18 protein-coding genes are annotated in these 17,939 nt (G+C 69.7%); 4 read left to right on the top strand and 14 right to left on the bottom strand.

The genetic code is table 11. From position 1 onward, the window contains the following. Positions 1-40 precede the first annotated feature (40 nt). Positions 41-1,183 carry an MFS transporter gene (locus V8J36_RS07970; RefSeq protein ID WP_336466753.1) on the bottom strand — a complete coding sequence of 381 codons (1,143 nt, stop codon included), beginning with the start codon at positions 1,181-1,183 and terminating at the stop codon, positions 41-43. Positions 1,184-1,488: 305 nt separating this feature from the next. Between V8J36_RS07970 and V8J36_RS07965 the strand changes: the two genes are divergently transcribed. The 3 genes from V8J36_RS07965 to V8J36_RS07955 all read left to right on the top strand — a co-directional run bounded on the left by V8J36_RS07965 (position 1,489) and on the right by V8J36_RS07955 (position 3,700). Next, positions 1,489-2,100 (top strand): 50S ribosomal protein L25/general stress protein Ctc, encoded by a 612-nt coding sequence (locus V8J36_RS07965; protein ID WP_336466752.1) that lies wholly within the window; start codon positions 1,489-1,491, stop codon positions 2,098-2,100. A 380-nt stretch (positions 2,101-2,480) separates the two neighbouring features. Beyond that, positions 2,481-3,257, top strand: a complete 777-nt coding sequence (gene pth / locus V8J36_RS07960) for an aminoacyl-tRNA hydrolase (protein ID WP_336466751.1) — start codon at positions 2,481-2,483, stop codon at positions 3,255-3,257. A 59-nt stretch (positions 3,258-3,316) separates the two neighbouring features. Beyond that, the gene (locus V8J36_RS07955) at positions 3,317-3,700 is read left to right on the top strand and encodes a DUF2237 family protein (RefSeq protein WP_336466750.1); all 384 of its coding nucleotides are present in this window, start codon (positions 3,317-3,319) and stop codon (positions 3,698-3,700) included. Positions 3,701-3,920: 220 nt separating this feature from the next. Here the strand turns inward: V8J36_RS07955 and trpB are convergent, their stop codons facing one another. The 13 genes from trpB to V8J36_RS07890 all read right to left on the bottom strand — a co-directional run bounded on the left by trpB (position 3,921) and on the right by V8J36_RS07890 (position 16,311). Continuing rightward, the gene (gene trpB / locus V8J36_RS07950; protein ID WP_336466749.1) at positions 3,921-5,153 is read right to left on the bottom strand and encodes a tryptophan synthase subunit beta; all 1,233 of its coding nucleotides are present in this window, start codon (positions 5,151-5,153) and stop codon (positions 3,921-3,923) included. Positions 5,154-5,167: 14 nt separating this feature from the next. Next, complete coding sequence (locus tag V8J36_RS07945; RefSeq protein WP_336466748.1) at positions 5,168-5,620, bottom strand: GNAT family N-acetyltransferase; 453 nt, start codon at positions 5,618-5,620, stop codon at positions 5,168-5,170. Next, a complete protein-coding gene (locus tag V8J36_RS07940) occupies positions 5,617-6,252 on the bottom strand; it encodes a phosphoribosylanthranilate isomerase (protein ID WP_336466747.1) in 636 nt (211 codons plus the stop codon). The genes V8J36_RS07945 and V8J36_RS07940 overlap by 4 nt, the downstream gene beginning before the upstream one ends. 4 nt (positions 6,253-6,256) lie before the next feature. Beyond that, positions 6,257-6,628, bottom strand: coding sequence for a lipopolysaccharide assembly protein LapA domain-containing protein (locus V8J36_RS07935; protein ID WP_336466746.1), 372 nt, complete (start codon positions 6,626-6,628; stop codon positions 6,257-6,259). Positions 6,629-6,677: 49 nt separating this feature from the next. Further along, positions 6,678-6,965 carry an integration host factor subunit beta gene (ihfB, locus tag V8J36_RS07930; RefSeq protein WP_336466745.1) on the bottom strand — a complete coding sequence of 96 codons (288 nt, stop codon included), beginning with the start codon at positions 6,963-6,965 and terminating at the stop codon, positions 6,678-6,680. Positions 6,966-7,176: 211 nt separating this feature from the next. Next, complete coding sequence (locus tag V8J36_RS07925; protein ID WP_336466744.1) at positions 7,177-7,593, bottom strand: GNAT family N-acetyltransferase; 417 nt, start codon at positions 7,591-7,593, stop codon at positions 7,177-7,179. Between the two features lie 141 nt (positions 7,594-7,734). Continuing rightward, on the bottom strand, positions 7,735-9,453 hold the full coding sequence (gene rpsA, locus V8J36_RS07920; RefSeq protein ID WP_336466743.1) for a 30S ribosomal protein S1: 1,719 nt from the start codon (positions 9,451-9,453) through the stop codon (positions 7,735-7,737). Positions 9,454-9,660: 207 nt separating this feature from the next. Beyond that, positions 9,661-10,122: a hypothetical protein gene (locus V8J36_RS07915; RefSeq protein ID WP_336466742.1), complete on the bottom strand. Its 462-nt coding sequence runs from the start codon at positions 10,120-10,122 to the stop codon at positions 9,661-9,663. A 134-nt stretch (positions 10,123-10,256) separates the two neighbouring features. Continuing rightward, positions 10,257-10,856: a (d)CMP kinase gene (locus tag V8J36_RS07910; protein WP_336466741.1), complete on the bottom strand. Its 600-nt coding sequence runs from the start codon at positions 10,854-10,856 to the stop codon at positions 10,257-10,259. 109 nt (positions 10,857-10,965) lie between these two features. Continuing rightward, the gene (gene aroA, locus V8J36_RS07905; protein WP_336466740.1) at positions 10,966-12,315 is read right to left on the bottom strand and encodes a 3-phosphoshikimate 1-carboxyvinyltransferase; all 1,350 of its coding nucleotides are present in this window, start codon (positions 12,313-12,315) and stop codon (positions 10,966-10,968) included. Between the two features lie 106 nt (positions 12,316-12,421). After that, positions 12,422-13,384, bottom strand: coding sequence for a ketopantoate reductase family protein (locus tag V8J36_RS07900; RefSeq protein ID WP_336466739.1), 963 nt, complete (start codon positions 13,382-13,384; stop codon positions 12,422-12,424). A 118-nt stretch (positions 13,385-13,502) separates the two neighbouring features. Next, on the bottom strand, positions 13,503-13,994 hold the full coding sequence (locus V8J36_RS07895) for a VPLPA-CTERM sorting domain-containing protein (RefSeq protein ID WP_336466738.1): 492 nt from the start codon (positions 13,992-13,994) through the stop codon (positions 13,503-13,505). Between the two features lie 328 nt (positions 13,995-14,322). Continuing rightward, positions 14,323-16,311: a protein meaA gene (locus V8J36_RS07890; RefSeq protein ID WP_336466737.1), complete on the bottom strand. Its 1,989-nt coding sequence runs from the start codon at positions 16,309-16,311 to the stop codon at positions 14,323-14,325. A gap of 308 nt (positions 16,312-16,619) precedes the next feature. Here V8J36_RS07890 and ccrA point away from each other — a divergent pair, with 308 nt between their 5' ends. Continuing rightward, a complete protein-coding gene (gene ccrA / locus V8J36_RS07885; RefSeq protein WP_336466736.1) occupies positions 16,620-17,909 on the top strand; it encodes a crotonyl-CoA carboxylase/reductase in 1,290 nt (429 codons plus the stop codon). Positions 17,910-17,939: the final 30 nt, after the last annotated feature.

Here is a 17,939-nt window from a genome sequence, read left to right as displayed (position 1 = left end):
GCCAGCGCGGCGCTGGGGCCGGAGGCGCGCCAGCGCGACGTTAGGGCCGGATCCGCGCCAGCGCGCGGGCCGCCGGCAGCGCCAGCGCCACGGTCAGCGCGACGGCGAGGAAGGCCGCGCGCAGCCCCGCAAGCTCGGCCACCAGCCCGATCACCGAGGGGCCGACGAAGAACCCGGCATAGCCCAGCGTCAGCGCCCGGCTGATCGCCAGCGGGCGCTGCGCATCGGTGACCCGCACCCCCAGCATCGAGATCGCCGAGGGCACCGCCACCGCCAGCCCCGCGCCCGAGGCCACGACCCCGGCCATCGCCACCAGCGGCGTCGGTGCCAGCGCCACCGCGGTGACGCCCGCCACCGCGATCAGGCAAGAGCCTCCGACCAGCCGCGCCTCGCTCACCCGGCCCGAGATCACCTGCGCCGCCAGCCGCGCCAGCCCCATTGTCAGCCCGAAGAGCGTGGGGCCAAGGCTGCCCGCGCCATGGGGGGCGCCCAGCGTGCGCTCGATGTGCAGCGCGGTCCAGGCCTCGGTCGCGTTCTCGCCCATGATCGCGGCGAAGACGATCAGCCCCGCGGGCAGCACCGCGGCCATCGGCAGGGCGACCTTCGGCCCGGCCGGCCCCGAGGCCCGCTGCGGGCCGGGCCCGCGCGGCTGCGAAAGCGCGCAAAGGCAGATCAGCGCCGCCGCGACCGGCAGGATCGCCGCCGGCCCGAAGCCCGCCCCGCGCGCGGCCGAGGCCGCCAGCGCCGCCCCCGCGAAGCCGAAGGAATAGCAGGCATGGGCCACGTTCATCAGCGACCGGCGCTCGCGCCGCTCGATCTCCGAGACCACGAGATTGGCGACGATGTCGAGAAGCGAGGCACCGGCCCCGAACAGCATCAGCGCCGGGATCAGCATCAGCGGGCCGGTGCCCAGAAGCGGCGCCAGCACAGCCGCGGCCCCGACCAGCGCCGCCGCCGGCAGCACGCGGCCGCCGGTGGCCCGCGCGAAGGCCGGGCCGAAATGCATCGCGCTCATGCCGCCCACCGCCGCCGCGATCAGCGCGATCCCGGTCTCGCCATCCGAGGTGCCGGCGCGGGCCTTCAGGTCGGGCATGGTGGCGGCGAAAGTGCCGATCGCCATGCCGCACAGGGCAAGCGACAGGGCGGGCTGGCGGGCAAGGCGCAGGGCGGCGCGAAGGCTCATCGCGGTCTCCTCGCGCGGCAACGCCCCCCGCTACCACGCCCGCCGCAGCGCCGCAAACGCCCCCCTTCGGCTTGGCCGAAATACTCCGGGGGAGGCGCGCCCGCGCGCCGGGGGCAGCGCCCCCTCTTGACCGCCCTTCGCATTGGTCCAAATATCCCGGGGGTGAGCGGGCCCCGCCCGCGAGGGGGCAGCGCCCCCTCCCTCATTTCCCTTTGCCTTCCCGCCCGATCCACGCTATAGGCGCGGCCTTGCGGGCGTGCACCCTTGGAGGACGTTCCGCGCAAACAGCAAAGTGGAGTAGACCAATGGCTGGTGAGATCCCGGATCTTATCGCCGAGGTACGGACGGGGACAGGCAAGGGGGCCGCCCGTCAAGCCCGTCGTGAAGGCAACGTACCCGGCATCGTTTACGGCGACGGCAAAGAGCCGCTCGCCCTGAACTTCAAGTTCAACGACCTTCTGAAGAAGCTGAAGGCAGGCCGCTTCCTGTCGACGCTCTGGAACCTGAAGGTCGAAGGCCAGGACGACGTGCGCGTGATCTGCCGCGGCGTCCAGCGTGACGTCGTGAAGGACCTTCCGACCCACGTCGACCTGATGCGCGTCCACCGCAACTCGCGCATCAACCTGTACATCCACGTCACCTTCGAGAACCACGAGAAGGCCCCCGGCCTGAAGCGTGGCGGCACGCTGGTCGTGGTGCGTCCGGAAGTCGAGATGGAAGTGACCGCGAGCGAGATCCCGGATCACATCACCGTCGATCTCTCGGGCTACGACATCGGTGCGACGATCCACATCGACGACATCGAGCTGCCGAAGGGCCTCGTGCCGACCATCAAGCGCAACTTCGTCATCGCCAACATCGCGGCCCCGTCGGGCCTGGTGTCGGCCGAAGCTGCCGAGGCTGCCGCCGAGGCCTGATCGGTCTTCGGTACGGAACCTGCGAACGGGGGCCTTCGGGCCCCCGTTCCGCTTTCGGGGGCCTGATCCCGGCGCCGCCCCCGGCCCCTGCGCTTGTCGGCCGGGGTGAAGCCGTCCCCGACGGTGGGCTTTCCCCCCGGCCTGCAGCCGCGACCGGTGCCGGGCGGCAGGGCGCTCGACGCGGTCCGCCCCGCAAGCGGGGCCGCGCCATGCCCGGAGGCGCACCGATCCGCCAGACCTGCCCGCTGTCGCCATCGTGCCAATCCACCGGCCCCGGCACGCGGGCGTGGCGGGACTGCAGGGCTTGATGCCGGGGCGGTTCGCCGTCAGATAGGGGCAGGCGCCGGACGGTCCGGGGCCCGGGCGAGGTCGGAGGGCCGATGAAACTCTTTGCAGGCCTTGGCAATCCGGGCGCGAAATACGCGGGCAACCGTCACAACATCGGCTTCATGGCGCTGGACCGCATCGCCGCCGATCACGGCTTCACCCCCTGGCGCGCGAAGTTCCAGGGCGAGGTGGCCGAGGGGCGGCTGGGCTCCGAGAAGGTGATCCTGCTGAAGCCCGCCACCTTCATGAACCTTTCGGGCCAGTCGGTGGGCGAGGCGATGCGCTTCCACAAGCTCGAACCGGCCGATGTCGTGGTCTTCCATGACGAGCTGGACCTCGCCCCCGGCCGGGTGCGGCTGAAGACCGGCGGCGGCCATGCCGGGCACAATGGCCTGCGCTCGATCCACCAGCATATCGGCGAGGCCTATGACCGGGTCCGCCTTGGCATCGGCCATCCCGGCCACAAGGACCGGGTCGCGGGCTATGTGCTGGCCGATTTCGCCAAGGCCGAGGCCGAGTGGCTGGACGACGTGATGCGCGGCGTCTCGGATGGCGCCGCGGCGCTGGCGGCGGGCGAGGGGGCGAAATTCCTGAATGCCGTGGCGCTGCGCGTGGCGCCGCCGCGGTCGGGCACCGGATCGCAGGGGGCCAGTGCGTCAGCCGACCCGAAGGCCGCCCCGAAGGCTGCAGGCCCGAAGCCCGGCCAGACCGAGGCCGCACCGCCGAAGATGCCCGATGCCGCGGCACGGGCCGCGAAGGCGGCGCCCGCGCCAGAGGCGCCCGAGACGCCGCAGAGCCTGCTGCAGAAGCTTGCCGACCGTTTTCGCTGACGTGACTTTACCCCTCGTTCGCAGCCTTTAGTGTTGGATGGGGACGAAGGGAGCGCGCGATGGACAAGGACGACCCGATCAACGTTCTGGGAACCCGGCTCGAGCCCTGCTCTACCGCGCCGGTCACTGGCTTCTTCCGCGACGGGCATTGCAACACCTGCGCCGAGGATCGCGGCAGCCACACCGTCTGCGTCGAGCTGACGGCGGAATTCCTCGCCTTCTCGAAATATGTCGGCAACGACCTGTCGACGCCGCGGCCCGAATACCGCTTTCCGGGGTTGAAGCCGGGCCAGCGCTGGTGCCTCTGCGCGGGGCGCTTCCTGCAGGCCCATGACGAGGGCTGCGCGCCGAAGGTCAACCTTGCCGCCACCCATGCCCGCGCGCTCGAGGTCGTGCCGCTGGAAGTGCTGCAGGAAAGCGCGCTGGAGCCGCCGGCCGAGTGACCCCGCGCTGCGGGCGCGTGCCTTGGGGGGCTGCCGCAGGGAGCTAGCGCGGCCCGAAGGCGGCTGCGGCCTTTGTCGGGGGGCGGGGCGGACGGTTCGACGGCCAGGCTGCGCGGCGCCCGTGATCCTCGGTCGGGGCGGCGGCAGGCCCGCCGAACCCCGTCTGGAAAAACGAAGGGCGCCCTAAGGCGCCCTGCTGTCCGGTGCAGATCCGTGCGGATCAGACCTTCATCTCGAAGCCGAGGTGCTTGGCGACGGTGAAGATGTCCTTGTCGCCGCGGCCCGAGAGGTTGACCACGATGATGTGGTCCTTCGGCAGGTCGCCCGCGATCTTCATCACATGCGCGATGGCATGGCTCGATTCCAGCGCCGGGATGATGCCTTCGGTCTCGCACAGCAGCTGGAAGGCGGCCAGCGCCTCGGCATCGGTCGCGGGCACGTATTCGGCCCGGCCGGTCTCGTGCAGCCAGGAATGCTCTGGGCCGATGCCCGGGTAGTCGAGACCCGCCGAGATCGAATAGCCTTCCAGGATCTGGCCGTCCTCGTCCTGCAGCAGGTAGGTGCGGTTGCCGTGCAGCACGCCCGGACGCCCGCCGGTGAGCGAGGCGCAATGCTCCATCCGCTCGTCCACGCCCTTGCCGCCGGCCTCGACGCCGATGATGCGGACCGAGGGCTCGTCGAGGAACGGGTGGAACAGGCCCATCGCGTTCGAGCCGCCGCCGACCGCCGCCACGATCGTGTCGGGCAGGCGGCCTTCGCCTTCCTGCTCCTGCAGCTGTTCGCGGGTCTCGCGGCCGATGATCGACTGGAAGTCGCGCACCATCGCCGGATAGGGGTGGGGGCCCGCCACGGTGCCGATGCAGTAGAAGGTGTCGCGCACGTTGGTCACCCAGTCGCGCAGCGCGTCGTTCATCGCGTCCTTCAGCGTGCCGCGGCCGGATTTCACCGGCACGACTTCGGCGCCCAGCAGGCGCATGCGGAAGACGTTCGGGGCCTGACGCTCGACGTCATGGGCGCCCATGTAGACCACACACTTCAGGCCGAACTTGGCGCAGACCGTCGCCGTCGCCACGCCGTGCTGGCCGGCGCCGGTCTCGGCGATGATGCGCTGCTTGTCCATGCGGCGCGCCAGAAGGATCTGGCCCAGCACGTTGTTGATCTTGTGCGAACCGGTGTGGTTCAGCTCTTCGCGCTTGAGGTAGATCTTGGCGCCGCCGAGGTGTTCGGTCAGGCGGGGCGCGAAATAGAGCGGCGAGGGACGGCCGACATAGTGCTTCCACAGGTCGTTCATCTCGTCCCAGAACGACTGGTCGGTCTTGGCCTTCTCGTATTCCGCCTGCAGATCGAGGATCAGCGGCATCAGCGTTTCGGACACGAACCGCCCGCCGAAGATGCCGAACCGGCCGGTCTCGTCGGGGCCGTTGCGATAGCTGTTGATGAGATCTTCGGCCATTTCGCGCGCTCCTGTCAGGTCAGAGTGCGTTTATACCCGATGTGCGTGGCGGTAAAGCCGAGCGCTTCGTAGAACGCATGCGCGCGGGTGCGCGAGCGGTCGGTGGTAAGCTGCAGGACGCCGCATCCGGCCGCGCGCAGCCGCGCCTCGGCCTCGGCCATCAGCGCCGCGCCGATTCCCTGCGAGCGGAGCGCGGCCGCGACCCGCACCGCCTCGATCTGGCCGCGAATCCGTCCGGCGTTGGAGAGGCCCGGCAGGATCGACAGCTGGCAGGTGGCGACGACCGCGCCCGCGTCATCGACGCCCACGACCAGCTGCTGGTCGGACGAGGCGCGGATGCGCGCGAAGGCCGCGCGATAGGGGGCGAGGTCGCCCGCCGCCTCGCGCGCGGCACCGAGCGGGTCGTCGCGCAGAAGCGCGAGGATCGCCGGCAGGTCGGCCTCGGTCGCGTCGCGGAAGGCGATCATCCGGCGGCCTTCAGGAAGGCGCGGATCAGGCCGTCATCCTTCACGCCGGGCGCGCTTTCGACGCCCGAGGAGACATCGACTTGCCGCGCGCCGGTCAGGCGCACCGCCTCGGCGACGTTGAAGGGGGTGAGGCCGCCCGCCAGCATCCAGGGCTTCTGCCATTGCCGCCCGGCGATCAACCGCCAGTCGAAGGCAAGACCGTTGCCGCCCGGCAGTTCCGAGCCCTTGGGCGCCTTGGCATCGAGCAGGATCTGGTCGGCCACCGTCTCGTATTTGGCGATCTTCGGCAGGTCATCCGCGGTGGCGACGCCGACGGCCTTCATCACCGGCAGGCCGAAGCGGGCGCGGATCTCGGCCACGCGGGCCGGGGATTCGTGCCCGTGAAGCTGCAGCATGTCGAGCGGCACCGCGCCGGTGATCGCCTCGAGCGCGGCATCGTCGGCATCGACGGTCAGCGCCACCTTGGCGACGCCGGGCGGCACCTCGACGGCCAGAGCCGCCGCCTGGGCGATGCCGATGTCGCGGGGGCTTTTCGGGAAGAACACGAAGCCGACATAGCGCGCCCCGGCCTCGACGGCGGTGGCGAGCGTTTCGGGCGTGGTCAGCCCGCAGATCTTGACGCGGGTGGCCATCGGATCAGCGCGGGGCCGGCAGCGTCTGGGGGCGGTCGAGCAGGGCCAGCACCTCGTCCTGCGGGGTCTGGGTCTCGGTCCGCAGGGTCGAGACCTCGCGCTTGAGCTGCGCGGCCTGGCGGGCATGGGCCCTGGCGGCCTTGCGGTGCCCGGATTCGCGCGCCCATTCCCACGAGAAGCCAAGCGCGAGACCGACGAGCAGGGTGATCAGGATCACCACGAACATCGGCATCTGGATGCCCTCGCCCACGCCGAGATAGGCCCCCATGTCGCCGGGCAGGAGGCGCAGCGCGACGGGGTCGCGGTTGGCAAGCGCCAGCACAAGAAGGACCAGCGCGACCAGGGCGGTCAGCGCGATGCGCAGGTATCGGATCATCGTCTCGCCTTTCGAGGGACCGGTCCGAAGCTATCTAGCCCCGCAGGGCTCAGCCTTCCAGCCCGTTGAGCCGATCGCGCAGCAGCTTGCCGGTCTTGAAGAAGGGCACGTGCTTTTCCTCGACATCGACCGACTCGCCGGTGCGGGGGTTGCGCCCGGTGCGGGCATCACGGCCCTTGACCGAGAAAGCGCCGAACCCACGCAGCTCGACCCTGTCCCCGCGGGACATGGCTTCGGTGATTTCCTCGAAGATCGTGTTCACGATGCGCTCGACATCGCGCTGGAACAGGTGAGGGTTTTCTTCCGCGATCTTCTGTATCAGTTCCGAACGGATCATTCAGGCCTCCCGGAGGATGCGCGGGATGTCTCTCCCGGTCGCAGTTTGCGGACTATAGGGGGATTCTCTTTGGCAAGAAACAGTAAACCCGCTGTATTCACGGGGAATTCCCTGTGAACGCCGCGACAGGTCGGCCGGTTTCCGCTTCGCATAATGCGCGGCGGCCATGCCGCGCCGCAGCGTCAGGCCGCGTCCGGGGGTGCCGGAAGGGTCAGTCGAGGCGCTTGGACAGGAACCAGCGGCTGTCGCCACGGGGGTTGTCGGGCAGCGTGCCGAAGACCCGATAGCCAAGGCGGCGATAGAACTCCGGCGCCTGGAACCCGAAACTGTCGAGCCAGATGCCGGTGCAGCCCCGGTCGCGGGCCAGCGCCTCGGCCGCCGCGACCAGGCGGCGCCCGGTGCCGCGTCCGCGCGCCTCGGGCGGGACGTAGAGCAGCTCGATCACCGCCCAGTCATAGGCGGTGCGGCCGACGAGCCCGCCAAGCACGCGGCCCGCATCGTCGTCTATCGTGAAGGCGAAGGGGCGCAGATCGAGCTGCGGTCCGCGCGCGCGGTTGCTGGCGAGCAGGGGCTGGAGCACGGCCTGACGGACGGCGTCGTCGGGCGCATCGTGGAAGGTGAACGGCATGCGGTCCCCGGGGGCCGGGCCGGGCGCCCGGTCGTCTCTGGCCGGCATGCTGCCCGCTGCGGACCGGTGCGGCAAGCGGGAAGGGGGCAAAGGAAAAGGCCCCGCCGGGGCGGGGCCTTTCCGAAGGTCAGCAGAACCGGATCAGTTGTTCTGGTTCTTGAGCGCGGCGCCCAGGATGTCGCCCAGCGAGGCGCCCGAGTCCGACGAGCCGTACTGTTCCACGGCTTCTTTCTCTTCGGCGATCTCGCGCGCCTTGATCGACAGGCCCAGACGGCGGGTCTTGCTGTCGACGTTGGTCACGCGCGCATCGACGTGGTCACCGATCTGGAAGCGCTCGGGGCGCTGTTCCGAACGGTCACGCGACAGGTCCGAACGACGGATGAAGGACTTCATGCCGTTGTATTCGACCTCGATGCCGCCATCCTCGATCGCGGTGACGGTCGTGGTGATGACCGTGCCGCGCTTCACGCCGTCAACGGCATCCGAGAAGGTGTCCGCGTCGAGCGCCTTGATGGAGAGCGAGATGCGCTCCTTGTCGGTGTCGACTTCGGTGACGGCGGCCTTGACCACGTCGCCCTTGCGGTAGTTCTGGATGGCGTCTTCGCCGCGCTGTTCCCAGCTGAGGTCCGACAGGTGCACCATGCCGTCGATGTCGTTGTCGAGGCCGATGAACAGACCGAATTCGGTGATGTTCTTGACTTCGCCTTCGATGACGGTGCCGACCGGGTGGGTCTCGGCGAAGACTTCCCACGGGTTGCGCATGGTCTGCTTGAGGCCCAGCGAAACGCGGCGCTTCTGGGTGTCGATTTCCAGGACCATGACGTCCACCTCTTGCGAGGTCGAGACGATCTTGCCGGGATGGACGTTCTTCTTCGTCCACGACATTTCCGAAACGTGCACCAGACCTTCGACGCCCGGCTCCAGCTCCACGAAGGCGCCGTAGTCGGTGATGTTGGTCACGCGGCCCTTGTGGACCGAGGTGATCGGGTAGTTGCGCTCGACCGCATCCCACGGATCCGCCTGCAGCTGCTTCATGCCGAGGCTGATGCGGTGGGTGTCCTTGTTGATCTTGATCACCTGGACCTTCACGGTCTCGCCGATGTTCAGGATCTCGTTCGGGTGGTTCACACGGCGCCAGGCCATGTCGGTCACGTGCAGCAGGCCGTCGACGCCGCCGAGGTCAACGAACGCACCGTATTCGGTGATGTTCTTGACGACGCCGTCCACCACTTCGCCTTCCGAGAGGCGGGCGATGACTTCGGCGCGCTGTTCGGCACGCGATTCTTCCAGGATGGCGCGGCGCGAGACAACGATGTTGCCGCGGCGACGGTCCATCTTCAGGATCTGGAACGGCTGCTTCATGCCCATCAGCGGGCCGGCGTCGCGCACGGGGCGGACATCGACCTGCGAACCCGGGAGGAAGGCCACGGCGCCGCCGAGGTCGACGGTGAAGCCGCCCTTGACGCGACCGAAGATCGCGCCCTCGACGCGCTCTTCCTTCTCGTAGGCTTTCTCCAGGCGATCCCAGGCTTCCTCGCGGCGGGCCTTCTCACGGCTGATGACGGCTTCGCCGCGGGCGTTCTCGACGCGGTCGAGATACACTTCGACGGTGTCGCCGATCGAAATTTCAGGAGCTTCGCCGGGGTTGGCGAACTCTTTCAGATCGACGCGGCCTTCCATCTTGTAGCCGACGTCGATGATGGCCTGGCCCGCCTCGATGGCGATGACCTTGCCTTTGACAACCGAACCTTCGTCCGGGGTGTCGATCTCGAAGCTCTCCTGAAGGAGGGCTTCAAATTCTTCCATGGTGGCTTTGGCGCACATGCGTGTGTGGTTTCCTTTACGGGTTTCTCTGGCCATGCGGTTGGCTCCGCCGGTCTTTGGTGGCTCTGCCAGGGCGGGGCGGAGGAACGGCGAACCGGGCCGGAAGCCATGCCCCGACCCGCGCAGATCCGTGCCGGACCCCGTCCGGACGCGGCTGCTATAGTCCCTTGCCCCCGCCGAGGCAAGGAAAACCGCCCTTCGCGCTCCCCTGAGGCCGGGACAGTTCCCGGTTCAGGTGCAGGGTCAGTCGCAGGGCAGGGTCAGGCGGCGGTCGGTCGGCGGCGCGATCGGCAGCAGCGACGGCGGGTCGGCGAGGTCGTCGAGCGTGCGCGACAGCTCGCCCGGGGCGGGCTCGCGCAGCAGCCGTGACCGCGCGGCCGCAGCCTGCGGCGGCCCGACCCGGTCCGTCGGTTGCGTGACGGCGACGCTGCCCTGGCAGAGCGCAAAGGGATGCGCCGCGGCGCCCTCGCCGCGCAGGTCGAAGCGCCAGCCCTGCTTGCGGGCGGGCCCGGTGACGGCAAAGGCGCGGGTCCCGAGGTCGCGGGTCGCCCCCGCGCTCTCGGCCCGCACGGCCCAGCGCCCGGCGGGCACGAGGACGCGCAGCGGGCTCGGGCCGCCGGTCACCGCGGCCAGCAGGTCGCGCCCGGTGGCGGGATCGCTGAGCGTCACCTGCCAGCGCGCGCCGGGGTCGAACTGCAGGGTCATCGGCAAACCCGCCGGCAGGCCAGAGCGATTCCACAGCAGGCCACGGTCCGCCGCGGCAACCGGTGTGCCGGACAGGGCAAGCAGCAGGAGGGGGACGAGGGCGCGCATCCCCCCGATATGGGGGCGGCGCGGGCTCAGCGCGAGGGCAGGCGCGCCGCGATCTCGTCCAGCGCGCGGGCGATGGCGGCCTCGATGCTGAGGTCGGTGGTGTCGATCAGCACCGCATCCGCCGCCGGGCGCAGCGGCGCGTCGGCGCGGCCCATGTCGCGGGCATCGCGCTCGCGCACCTGCGCCAGCACCTCGGCCGGGTCGCCGCCGGTTTCCAGCCAGCGGCGGTGCGCGCGGGTCTCGGCGCTGGCGGTGACGTAAAGCTTCACCTCGGCCGCGGGGCAGATGACGGTGCCGATGTCGCGCCCGTCCAGCACGGCGCCCCCCGGGGTGCGGGCGAAGCGGCGCTGGAAGTCGACGAGGGCCGCGCGCACCTCGGGCAGGGCGGCGACGCGGCTGGCCGCGGTCCCGGCCTCGAGCGTGCGCAGATCGGGGCGGGCCAGATCCTCGGGACGCAGGTCGCGGGCGGCGGCGCCCGGCTCTTCGCCCGCGCGCACCCGCGCGCCGACCGCGCGGTAGAGCAGCCCGGTGTCCAGATGCGCGAAGCCGAAGCGCGCGGCGACGGCGCGGCTGATCGTGCCCTTGCCGGCCGCGGCGGGGCCGTCGATGGCGACGGTGAAGATCATGGTCGTGGCTCCCTTTGGCGGGCGTGGTCCGCTCTGCGGGGAGTATTTGGACCAAGGCGAAAGCGCTTTCGCATTGGCTCAAATATCCCCGCCGGAGGCATCCGCGCGGTCAGCCCGCGCTACGTTCGATCGTGGCGCCAAGCCCCTGCATCATCGGCTCGAAGATCGGGAACGAGGTCGCGATCGGGTTGCCGTCGTCGATGCTGACCGGCTTCTGCGACGCCAGACCCATGACCATGAAGGCCATGGCGATGCGGTGGTCGAGATGGGTGGCGCAGGTGCCGCCGCCCGGAACGCCGTCCTGGCCCATGCCATGGACGACCAGCAGGTCCTGCTCTTCCTCGATCGTCACGCCGCAGGCCTCGAGCCCGCGCGCCATCGCGTCGATCCGGTCGCTTTCCTTCACGCGCAGTTCCTTGACGCCGCGCATCACGGTCTTGCCCTCGGCGAAGGCCGCGATCGCCGCCAGCACCGGGTATTCGTCGATCATCGAGGCCGCGCGCTCGACCGGGACCTCGATCCCCTTCAGCGCGGAGGCCCTGACGCGCAGATCCGCGACGGGCTCGCCGCCCTCTTCGCGCGGGTTCTCGAAGGCGATGTCGGCGCCCATCTCGACCAGCGTCGTGTAAAGACCGTTGCGCGTGGGGTTCTGGCTGACGCCGGGCACGAGGATGTCCGAGCCCGGCACGATCAGCGCCGCGCAGACCGGGAAGGCGGCCGAGGACGGATCGCGCGGCACTGCGACGCTCTGCGCCTTGAGCTCGGGCTGGCCCTGCAGGGTGATGACCGACTGGCCGTTCTCGCGCGTGACCTCGAGCACGGCGCCGAAGCCGCGCAGCATCCGCTCGGAATGGTCGCGGGTCGGTTCGTGTTCGATCACCACGGTCTCGCCCGGGGCGTTCAGCCCGGCCAGCAGCACCGCCGACTTCACCTGCGCCGAGGGCACCGGCAGCGTGTAGCGCACCGGCACCGGGTCGGCGGCGCCGACCAGCGTCAGCGGCAGCCGTCCGCCGGAACGGCCATGGGCGCGCGCGCCGAACAGCGCAAGCGGGTCGGTGATGCGGCCCATCGGGCGCTTGCGCAGGCTCGCGTCGCCGGTGAAGGTCGCGGTGATCGGCGAGGTGGCCATCGCGCCCATGATCAGCCGCACGCCGGTGCCGGCATTGCCGCAGTCGATCACGTCCGCGGGCTCGGCGAAGCCGCCGGTGCCGACGCCTTGAACCGTCCAGTGGCCCTGTCCGTGGCGCGTCACCTCGGCGCCGAAGGCGCGCATCGCGGCGGCGGTGCCCAGCACGTCCTCGCCCTCGAGCAGGCCCGTCACCTCGGTGCGGCCGATCGACAGCGCGCCAAGGATCAGCGCGCGATGGCTGATCGACTTGTCGCCGGGGATCGCCGCCGTGCCGGACAGCGGCCCGGACTTGCGGGAAATCATCGGGATCGGGGCGCCGTGACCGGACATGTCTTCCTCCGCCTTGGGTCGGGCGCCCTGATAGCGCAAGCGGGGCAGGGCGTCCATCGCGGGCGCGCGCCCGAATGCGGGCCGGGCTGCGCGCCCGAACTGCCTGTCAGAGGCCGAGCGCCGCGGCCACCTCGTCCTGCGGCAGGCCGCCCGGCGCGATGCGGCCCGCGACCATCCGCGCCGCGGCGGCACAGGCGAAGGCGTTGCGCGGTGCGGCGAGCCCGTGCTGGCGGGCGATCAGGGCAATCTCGCCGTTCAGGAAGTCCGTCTCGACCGAGGCGGCGCCGCGCGCGAAGCTCTGCGAGGTCGAACTGCCGAGCCGCTCGACGCCGGCGATCTCTTCGATCTTCATCCGCGCCCGCCGCTCGGGGTCGATGTCCTCGCGGAAGGCGATGCCGGCGGCGGTCAGCACGGCGCGGCCTTCGTCCTGCAGGGCGCGGGTCGCCGCGGCCTTGTCGCCCGAGGGGCCGACCAGCGCCTCGGAGATGTTGCCGAGGTTCATCACCAGCTTGCCGTATTTCGCGGTCATCACCGCCTCGCTCGCGACCGAGGGGATGTTGGCCGCGGTCATCGCCGCCGCCAGCGCGCGGTCCGCGCCGTCGCAGCCGCCGGGGAAGCGGCCGATGTCGAAGGCGCCGTGGCAGGGGGCCGAGAAGGCGAGGACCTCGCCCGCGATCAGGTATTGCGCCGGCATCATCACCAGCACGCCGTGGACATTGGGAAAGCGGCGCAGGGCGATGCGCTCGTTCTCGACGCCGTTCTGCAGGCAGAAGACCGGCTGGTCGGTGACGCCGGCATCGCGCAGGGCGTCGAGGGCCGCGGCGCTGTGCTGGGTCTTGGTGGCCAGCAGGATCGCGTCATCGGGGCGGAAGGCGATTTCGGCGGGGGACGAGACGCAGTCGAGGGCTTCGGTGAAGCTTTCGCCCGGGCAGCGCAGCTTCAGACCGCTCTGGCGGATCGCCGCGAGTTGTTCGCCGCGGGCGATGCAGAGCACTTCCTGCCCTGAACGGGCGAGGGCGGCTGCCACGGTGCCGCCGATGGCGCCGATGCCGAGGATGATGATGCGCATGGGGAGACCTTTCCGCTGTCGGGCCGAGAGAAGCCCGGCAGGGCGGCAGGGTCAAGGCGGCGAGGACAGGGGTGGCCGCGGGGGTGTCCCGCCCCGGTTTCGGGGCGGGACGGCAGGATCAGGCCTTGCGGCGGCGCTTGCCCATGAAGCCGGCACCGGCCAGGGCCGACCCCAGCAGGACCACGCCGGCCGGCAGCGGAACCGGGGCCGGGTTGTCGCCGGCGGCGGTCACGGTGATGCCGACGGTCTCGGCCACGCCGTCGAAGAAGGTCAGGGTGACGTCGCTCAGCGCCGAGATCGAGAAGTTGCCGTAGCCGGCGCCGGTGATGCCCTGATTCTCGGCGAACACGAGGTTCATGATCTCCGAGGTGAAGCCGCCGAAGGAGTACTGGTAGGTCACTTCCTTCACGTCATCCTCGGCGCCGGTGACCGCGACCGAGAAGTCGAGGTCCATGGGCTTGTCGAGGGTGAAGACGAAGCTTTCGGTGCCGCCCGGGGTCAGCATGCCAACGGCGGTCGCGGTCTTGCCGGCATCCGGGGCGGCGACGGTCGCTGCGGACGCAGCAATGGGAGCGGCAACGAGGGCCGCGGCCAGAAGGAAGTGCTTCATTGTCAAGTCCTGTTGGTTTTTGGGGAAAGTCGATCCAGCCGGCGACCGGGCGGCCGCACGTCAATCCTCATCCATCGGTTTCGGTCAGGGCCCTGATCCGGCAGAGGGAACGTCGCGGGCATCGTGTCCGGTCAACCCCCGCGTCGCGGCGGGGTTCCGCCGCAGCGCAGGAGTTTCGACGATTTTTCGCCAAGATTCGACATGTTGCGAAACAGTCTTCGAGTGCTGACGGGCATTGCCGGTCCCGGTGAAACAGCGCCGCTGCGCCTGCACGAAAAAGCCGGGGCGCAGGGCCCCGGCCGGTGGTCTTGGCAGGCGGGACGGACGCTCAGGCGGCGGCGGGCGCGGGTTCGGCCAGGGCCACGATGTCCATCATGATCCGGTTCAGTTCGAAGTCCTTGGGCGTGTAGACGCGGGTCACGCCCATGCCCAGAAGCCGCGCGGCATCCTCGTCGGGGATGATGCCGCCGACGACGACCGGCACATGCGACAGGCCGGCGGCGGTCATCCGCTCCATCACCTCGGCGATCAGCGGCAGGTGGCTGCCCGACAGGATCGACAGGCCCACGACATGGGCGGCCTCGGCCTCGGCCGCGGCCACGATCTGCTCGGGCGTCAGGCGGATGCCCTCATAGGTGATGTCCATGCCGCAGTCGCGGGCGCGGAAGGCTATCTGCTCGGCCCCGTTCGAATGGCCGTCGAGCCCGGGCTTGCCCACGAGGAACTTCAGCCGCCGGCCGAGCTTCTGTGACACGAGGTCGACCGCCTCGCGGATCGGCTCGAGCCCCTCGGTCCGGTTCGAGGGGTTCTTCGACACGCCGGTGGGCCCGCGGTATTCGCCGTGGACCGCGCGCAGCACGCCTGCCCATTCGCCGGTGGTGACCCCGGCCTTCGCCGCCTCGATCGAGGCGGGCATGATGTTCTGCCCGGCCTTGGCCGCGGTTTTCAGCGCCGCCAGCGCCGCCTGCACGCGCCCCGCGTCGCGCGCGGCGCGCCAGGCGGCGAGGCGGGCGATCTGGTCGGCCTCGACCGCCGGATCGACGGTCATGATGCCGCCCTCGCTGTCCACCAGCGGCGAGGGCTCGCCCTGCTGCCAGCGGTTCACGCCGACGACGATGGTCTCTTCATCCTCGATGCGGCCGATGCGGGCCGCGTTCGACTCGACGAGCCGCGCCTTCATGTAGTCGATCGCCGCGATCGCGCCGCCCATGCCATCGAGCAGGTCCAGTTCGGCCCGCGCGCCCGCCTTCAGCACCTCGACCTTGGCCGCGATCACCGGGTTGCCGTCGAAGAGGTCGCCATATTCCAGAAGGTCGGTCTCGTAGGCCAGGATCTGCTGCATCCGAAGCGACCACTGCTGGTCCCAGGGGCGGGGCAGGCCCAGCGCCTCGTTCCAGGCCGGAAGCTGCACGGCGCGGGCGCGGGCGTTCTTCGAGAGCGTCACCGCGAGCATTTCCAGCAGGATGCGGTAGACGTTGTTTTCGGGCTGCTGCTCGGTCAGGCCGAGGCTGTTGACCTGCACGCCATAGCGGAAGCGGCGGTACTTCTCGTCCTCGATCCCGTAGCGGTCGCGGCAGATCTCGTCCCAGAGCTCGGTGAAGGCGCGCATCTTGCACATCTCGGTCACGAAGCGGATGCCCGCGTTCACGAAGAACGAGATGCGGCCCACCATCGCCGGGAAGCCTTCGGCCGGGACCTTGGCCTTCAGATCGTCGAGCACCGCGATGCCGGTCGCCAGCGCGAAGGCCAGCTCCTGCTCCGGCGTCGCGCCCGCCTCCTGCAGGTGGTAGCTGCAGACGTTCATCGGGTTCCACTTCGGCAGGTGGACGGCCGTGTAGGCCGCGATGTCGGTGATCATCGCGAGCGAGGGCTTCGGCGGGCAGATGTAGGTGCCGCGGCTGAGGTATTCCTTCACGAGGTCGTTCTGGACGGTGCCCTGCAGCTTGGCGACATCCGCGCCCTGTTCCTCGGCCACGGCGATGTAGAGCGACAGGAGCCAGGGCGCCGTCGCGTTGATCGTCATCGAGGTGTTCATCTCTTCGAGTGGGATCGCGTCGAAGAGCGCGCGCATGTCACCCAGATGGGCCACCGGCACGCCGACCTTGCCGACCTCGCCCCGCGCCAGCTCGTGGTCCGAATCATACCCCGTCTGCGTCGGCAGGTCGAAGGCCACCGAGAGCCCGGTCTGTCCCTTGGCGAGGTTCGCGCGGTAGAGCGCGTTCGACTTCTCGGCCGTGGAATGGCCGGCATAGGTGCGGAACAGCCAGGGCTTTTCGCGCTTCGGGGCGGAATCGGAGGGCTTCAGGCTGTCGGTCATGGCGGCCTCAGATTGTTGCGGCAACATTCTTGCCGTGTGGCGGGTGTTAAGCGAAATAATATGTCCCTGTCAATTCGCCGCGCTGCGGCGGGTTCCGTGCTATGATGCGTGCGACCGCGGCGTCGGGCAACTGTCCTAACGTCAGGTCGCGGAACCATGACTTCCCTCGCGCAATAATCGTGCGAGACAGAAAATTACAAAACCTACCTCAGTCGTATTGCAATGTTGCGCTGCGGTCGGTTAGCTCTGTTGCAGATGCGGCGCGTGATTCCGCGCCGCGGCAGGACGCCGAATGGGAGGCTTACGTGATGGCCCTGGACCGACAGACCGAAATCGCGCCCTACGAGGCGCCGGAAAAAGACCTGTATGAGATCGGCGAGATGCCGCCCCTCGGGTATGTGCCGAAGAAGATGTATTCCTGGGCGATCCGCCGCGAGCGGCATGGCGAGCCCGACACCGCGATGCAGGTCGAGGTCGTCGACACCTGGGAGATCGACAGCAACGAGGTTCTGGTCCTCGTGATGGCGGCGGGCGTCAACTACAACGGCGTCTGGGCGGGGCTCGGCGTGCCGATCAGCCCCTTCGACGGCCACGGCGCGCCCTATCACATCGCGGGCTCCGACGCCTCGGGCATCGTCTGGAAGGTCGGCGAGCGCGTGACCCGCTGGAAGGTCGGCGACGAGGTCGTCATCCATTGCAACCAGGACGACGGCGACGACGAGGAGTGCAACGGCGGCGACCCGATGTTCTCGACCTCGCAGCGGATCTGGGGCTACGAGACGCCCGACGGCTCTTTCGCGCAGTTCACCAAGGTGCAGGCGCAGCAGCTGATGCCGCGACCGAAGCACCTGACCTGGGAAGAGGCCGCCTGCTACACGCTGACGCTGGCCACGGCCTACCGGATGCTGTTCGGGCACGAGCCGCATGACCTGAAGCCCGGGCAGAACGTGCTGGTCTGGGGTGCCTCGGGCGGGCTTGGCAGCTATGCGATCCAGCTGATCAACACCGCTGGCGCCAACGCGATCGGCGTGATCTCGGAAGAGGACAAGCGCGAGTTCGTGATGTCGATGGGCGCCAAGGGCGTCATCAACCGCAAGGACTTCAAGTGCTGGGGGCAGCTGCCCAAGGTCAACACGCCGGAATACAACGAGTGGCTGAAAGAGGCCCGCAAGTTCGGCAAGGCGATCTGGGACATCACCGGCAAGGGCGTGAATGTCGACATGGTCTTCGAACATCCCGGCGAGGCGACCTTCCCGGTCTCGACGCTGGTGGTGAAGAAGGGCGGCATGGTCGTGATCTGCGCCGGGACCAGCGGGTTCAACTGCACCTTCGACGTGCGCTACATGTGGATGCACCAGAAGCGCCTGCAGGGCAGCCATTTCGCGCATCTGAAGCAGGCCTCGGCCGCGAACAAGCTGATGATCGAGCGCAGGCTGGATCCGGCGATGTCCGAGGTCTTCCCCTGGGCCGAGATCCCGGCGGCGCATATGAAGATGCTGCGCAACCAGCACAAGCCCGGCAACATGGCGGTGCTGGTGCAGAGCCCGCGCACCGGGTTGCGCACCTTCGAGGACGCGCTCGAGGCCAGCCGGCGCTGAGCGCCGCGAAGGATGGACGGCCCGCCACCG

Origin of the sequence: Frigidibacter sp. MR17.14, from assembly GCF_037095735.1 — a bacterium.
In the GTDB taxonomy this organism is placed as follows: Bacteria; Pseudomonadota; Alphaproteobacteria; order Rhodobacterales; family Rhodobacteraceae; genus Frigidibacter.
This window is presented reverse-complemented; position numbering and strand designations above follow the sequence as displayed.